The 4232-nt window shown below is 66.1% G+C and carries 5 protein-coding genes; 3 read left to right on the forward strand and 2 right to left on the reverse strand.

All coding sequences use genetic code 11. The features are described from left to right. Together E2651_RS41580 and E2651_RS41585 are read right to left on the reverse strand one after the other, a co-directional pair. On the reverse strand, nucleotides 1-630 hold a 630-nt coding region (locus tag E2651_RS41580), incomplete at its 3' end, for a phosphatase PAP2 family protein (RefSeq protein WP_135336455.1). Between the two features lie 312 nt (nucleotides 631-942). Further along, complete coding sequence (locus tag E2651_RS41585; RefSeq protein ID WP_135336456.1) at nucleotides 943-1953, reverse strand: bifunctional lytic transglycosylase/C40 family peptidase; 1011 nt, start codon at nucleotides 1951-1953, stop codon at nucleotides 943-945. Nucleotides 1954-2643: 690 nt separating this feature from the next. Here E2651_RS41585 and E2651_RS41595 point away from each other — a divergent pair. Genes E2651_RS41595 through E2651_RS41605 form a run of 3 tightly spaced genes read left to right on the forward strand, consistent with a single transcriptional unit; the run spans nucleotide 2644 to nucleotide 3953 of the window. Next, nucleotides 2644-3489: a helix-turn-helix transcriptional regulator gene (locus tag E2651_RS41595; protein WP_135336457.1), complete on the forward strand. Its 846-nt coding sequence runs from the start codon at nucleotides 2644-2646 to the stop codon at nucleotides 3487-3489. Between the two features lie 11 nt (nucleotides 3490-3500). After that, a complete protein-coding gene (locus E2651_RS41600; protein WP_135336458.1) occupies nucleotides 3501-3698 on the forward strand; it encodes a DUF397 domain-containing protein in 198 nt (65 codons plus the stop codon). Between the two features lie 18 nt (nucleotides 3699-3716). Then, complete coding sequence (locus E2651_RS41605; RefSeq protein WP_135336459.1) at nucleotides 3717-3953, forward strand: DUF397 domain-containing protein; 237 nt, start codon at nucleotides 3717-3719, stop codon at nucleotides 3951-3953. Nucleotides 3954-4232: the final 279 nt, after the last annotated feature.

Raw genomic sequence — 4232 nt, forward strand, 5'->3', positions numbered from 1 at the left:
CGCCGGCCTCGCCCACACCAGCCACCCAACCCGCCCGGACCGCCCGACAGCCGTAGCCACCGGCGTAAGCAGGGCCATCGCCAGCGGCGAGAGCAGCAGCGCCACGGCCGTACCGAGCGCGAACCCGCCCACGACGTCCGTCGGATAGTGGACGCCCATGAAGACCCGGCAGAAGCCTTCGAGCAGTGCGATCGCAATGCCCGCCAGACCGAACTTCCGGTTGGCGACGAAGAGCGCGGCCCCCAGAGCCATCGCCAGCGTCGCGTGATCGCTCACAAAGGAGAAGTCGGTCTTTCCGTCCACCAGGACGGTTAGCCCGTCATGGTCCATGAAAGGCCGACGGCGTTCCACAAATCCACGGATCGGGACATTCACAAGCACCGCGATCCCCGCGGCGAGCGGAACCCAGACAACGGCGGCCACGGAAGCGGCAGCCTCCTCGAGCGCACCCCGCTTCCGCTGTCCCCACCAGCACCAGACGACAAGAAGCACAAGGGCGAGCAACAGACCGTACTCACCCACGAATTCCATCGACTTCGCCAACCAGCCGGGCGAATCCTCGGCCAGGCCGTTGATGTCGTAGAGCAGGCTGACGTCGGGGTTCGACCCTGTTGTGTCGAGTCCAGCCATGGTGCCGCGGCCCCTTGTCTTCTCGGTCTACTCGCCGTGGGCGCACGATGTGTACGCCCTTCCACCAACCCCCGTGATCAGTGCCGCTTGCTGCGTGGTCAATGCTGCCTGCTGGGTGGTCTCGCCGTTCCAGTCAAGGGAACGTACGGCCCCCTTCACTACGTTCCACTCTCCACCGAATGATCACTCAGACGTTACCGAAGAGAGACTCATCGCCGCAGCTCAGAGGAGTGTGCTGACGGAGAGTTCAAGCCACATCACACCACGCGCACGCCCCGCGCACGCCCTGCGCACGCCCCCGTACAGCTTCTCTCAGGCCGCCGACGCCTTGTCGGGCAGGGCCTTCGCGCCGTCCTCGGTGACCCGAGTCGCGCCAAAATAATCCGGTGTGTCGATCGGGTCGAAGCGGATGACGGCACCCGGCCGCGGGGCGTCGATCATGTAGCCGCCGCCGACATAGATTCCCACGTGCCGGATGGCACGGGAATTGGTGAGGTCGTCCGAGAAGAACACCAGGTCACCCGGGAGCAGTTCGTCCCGTTTCGGGTGCGGTCCCGCGTTGTACTGATCGTTCGCCACACGGGGCAGCGTGATGTCCACGCTGCGATAGGCGGCCAGCGTAAGCCCGGAACAGTCGAATCGGCCGTTCTGATCAGCCGTCCCATTACCGCCCCACAGATACTCCGTGCCGAGCTTCTTCTGTGCGTAGTAGATGGCCCCGGCGGCCTGCTGCGAGGGCTGCACGCGGCCGGTGGGCCGGGCGAAGCTCTTCTCCAGAGTCGTGATGGTCTTCACGTAATTCTGGGTCTCGCTGTAAGGCGGCACGCCGCCGTACTTGATGACGGCGTACGCACCCGCGTTGTACGCGGCGAGCATGTTCTTCGTCGGGCTGCCCGGGGCGTCCTTCACATAGCCGGCGAGTTTGCAGTCGTACGAGGCGGCGGACGGAATGGCGTCCTGCGGATCCCACACATCACGGTCCCCATCCCCATCACCGTCGACCCCGTGCGTGGCCCACGTCCCCGGGATGAATTGCGCTATCCCCTGAGCCTTGGCCGGACTCTTCGCGTTCGGATTGAACCCGCTCTCCTGGTACAACTGCGCGGCAAGCAACGCCGGATTGATGGCCTTGCACAGATTGCCCCACTTCTGGACGAGGGGCTGATAGGTGGCGGGCACGGCACCTTTGGCCAACCCGACATTCCCCTGCCCGGCGCCGTTGGCGATGCTCCCGGCGGCCATGTACGTCCCCACGACGAGCAGGGCGATGAAACTCATCGCCCCACTGATGCCGACGGCTGCGACCAGCCACGCCTTACGCACCGTCAACCACCCCTCACCGCGCGGGAGTCCACCGCGGATCAGTGTAGAGGCCGAGTGACGGTTCGCCCGGCTCTACGGGGCCGGTCGCAAGGGCCGACCTGGGTCGGTCATGTCTGTCCGCCCCGGTTGCGCAGCTGAAGCACGCTCCAGACACCGGCATGATCCCCAGTGGGTCTACCGGGCCCGCTCTCCGCGTCCACCGGGGCGGGTGGCCCCCCGGTGCTCCCGGACCCGGGCGGGATCTGCGGGCTGGAGTCCCACACGGCGACGCGGATCCCCTGCGGGGTGGCCTCGCGGAGGCGGAGGGCGTAGGGGCCTTGGGTATGACAGTGGGCGTTGTTGAGCATCTCCGAGGCGAGGAGTTCGGCCGTGGGTACGAGTTCGGCGAGGCCGTACGTGGCGAGGACGGCGCGGAGGGTGGCGCGGGCGATGCCGGGGGCGCGGGGGTCGGGAGAGTGAGGGTGTAGCTCCAGGGCGGGGATACGGTTGTCGGCAGCATGGAACTCTCCGTTCAGGAGCGGCAGTTCATGGAGCCCAGTGACGATGCCGCTCCGTCGAGCGGGGTTCTTCCGGGCGTTGGCGCCTGAGTTATAAGGTAGCGGCGCCTTATTAAGGTGTTAATCGAAAATCTGCAAAGCCCTGCACAACCACTCGTGTGAGTGACTGGACAGAGGAGAGGCGAGCGCGCCCGTGAGAACCAACCCGACGGGACGTCAACTCCGGCTGGGCAGTGAGCTGCGCAAGCTCCGTGAGCGGGCCGGCCTCACGTCGACAGAGGCAGGGAAGCTGCTTGGTGTGAAGCAGAACCAGGTCAGCAACATGGAGTCCGGCCGACTCGGCATGAGTTCGGCACGGGTACGCGCTCTGGCCTGTCATTACGACTGCTCGGACAAGGCACTCATCGAGGCGCTGGTGGGCATGACCGGTGAGCGGACGCACGGATGGTGGGAGGAGTACCGCGAGATCCTGCCTGCCGGACTGCTCGACCTCGCCGAGATCGAACACCACGCCACGCTGCTGCGAACCGCCGTGACCGTGCACATCCCCGGCCTGTTCCAGACCACGGATTACGCCCGCGAGATCTTCCGCCAGGACGTACCGGAGCTGTCACCCCCGGACATCGAGCACCGCATCTCGTACCGGATCAAGAGGCAGGCCGTACTCTTCCGCAACGCGCCAACGCCGAACCAGGTCATCATCCACGAGGCGGCCCTTCGGATGCAGTTCGGTGGCCCCATCGTGACCAGGGCTCAGCTCAAACACCTCATCGACATGAGCGAGCGGGAGCACATCACCATCCGTGTGATCCCGTTCGCCGCCGGTACGTTCCCCGGCTCGGGACAGTCGATCTACTACTCGGCGGGCCCGGTCCCCCAGCTCGACACGGTCAACCTCGACCAGTCGCATGGCCCCGTGTTCCTCGACGCCGAGGCTCAGCTCGACAAGTACCGCGTATTGCTCGACCGCATGGAGGCCACCGCGCTCCCGCACGTGAAGTCCCGCGACTTCATCCACAGCATCGCCCGAGACCTGTAGAGGAAACCAAGATGCCCGAGCTCACCTGGCAGAAGTCGTCCTACTGCGCCCAGGGCAACTCCTGCGTACACGTCGCCGCAAGCCGCACCGAAAGGGCAGTCCATCTGACCGAAAGCGCCAACCCCAGCGGAGCGATACTCACCGCACCTCCCGAAGCCTTCTCAGCCCTCATCCGCACCCTTCGCTCTCCCGGCCCGTCCGGCGTTTGAGGAAAGGACCGCCCTCCCATGCCCGAAGGCAACAACATCCCCGCAGACCTCGACTGGATCCGCGCCGCCCCCGAAGGGGAAGAGGGCCCCGGCCCTTGGATCGAGATCGCCTACGGCAAGGACGACGACGCCGTATACCTACGGGAAACCAGTGACCCCGAGAACATCGTCACCACCACCCAGAAGAAGTGGGACGCCTTTGTACTCGGCGTACAGGCAGGCGAGTTCGACCACTTCGTGGAGGGCGTCGAGTGACAACGGCGGGGGCTTTACTGGGCCGGTGCTGGTGTTCGTACCGGGGCCGCCCGGTTGTCCCGAGATTGGCGGTTCCGGGCTGGGAGTAAAGGGCGCTCCGCTGCGCTGCGCGTCGGCTTCGCCGATGTCCCTTCGGGCCACCCTTGACACCCACCCCTCCACCGCACTGAGGAAGACGACCGGGCGGCCACGAAACGGGGCTCACGGGGAGGCGGGGTCGGGCCATCCGGCTTTCCTGCCGAGTGCGGACCAGTTCGTTTCAGCGTGCCGGGTGGGAGG

Origin of the sequence: Streptomyces sp. MZ04, assembly GCF_004684775.1 — a bacterium.
Taxonomy (GTDB): domain Bacteria; phylum Actinomycetota; class Actinomycetes; order Streptomycetales; family Streptomycetaceae; genus Streptomyces.

Bases quoted from the DNA above. Each gene is read 5' to 3' on its own strand.
- E2651_RS41600 (WP_135336458.1), top strand. From the start codon at position 3,501: ATGCCCGAGCTCACCTGGCAGAAGTCGTCCTACTGCGCCCAGGGCAAC.
- E2651_RS41605 (WP_135336459.1), top strand. From the start codon at position 3,717: ATGCCCGAAGGCAACAACATCCCCGCAGACCTCGACTGGATCCGCGCC.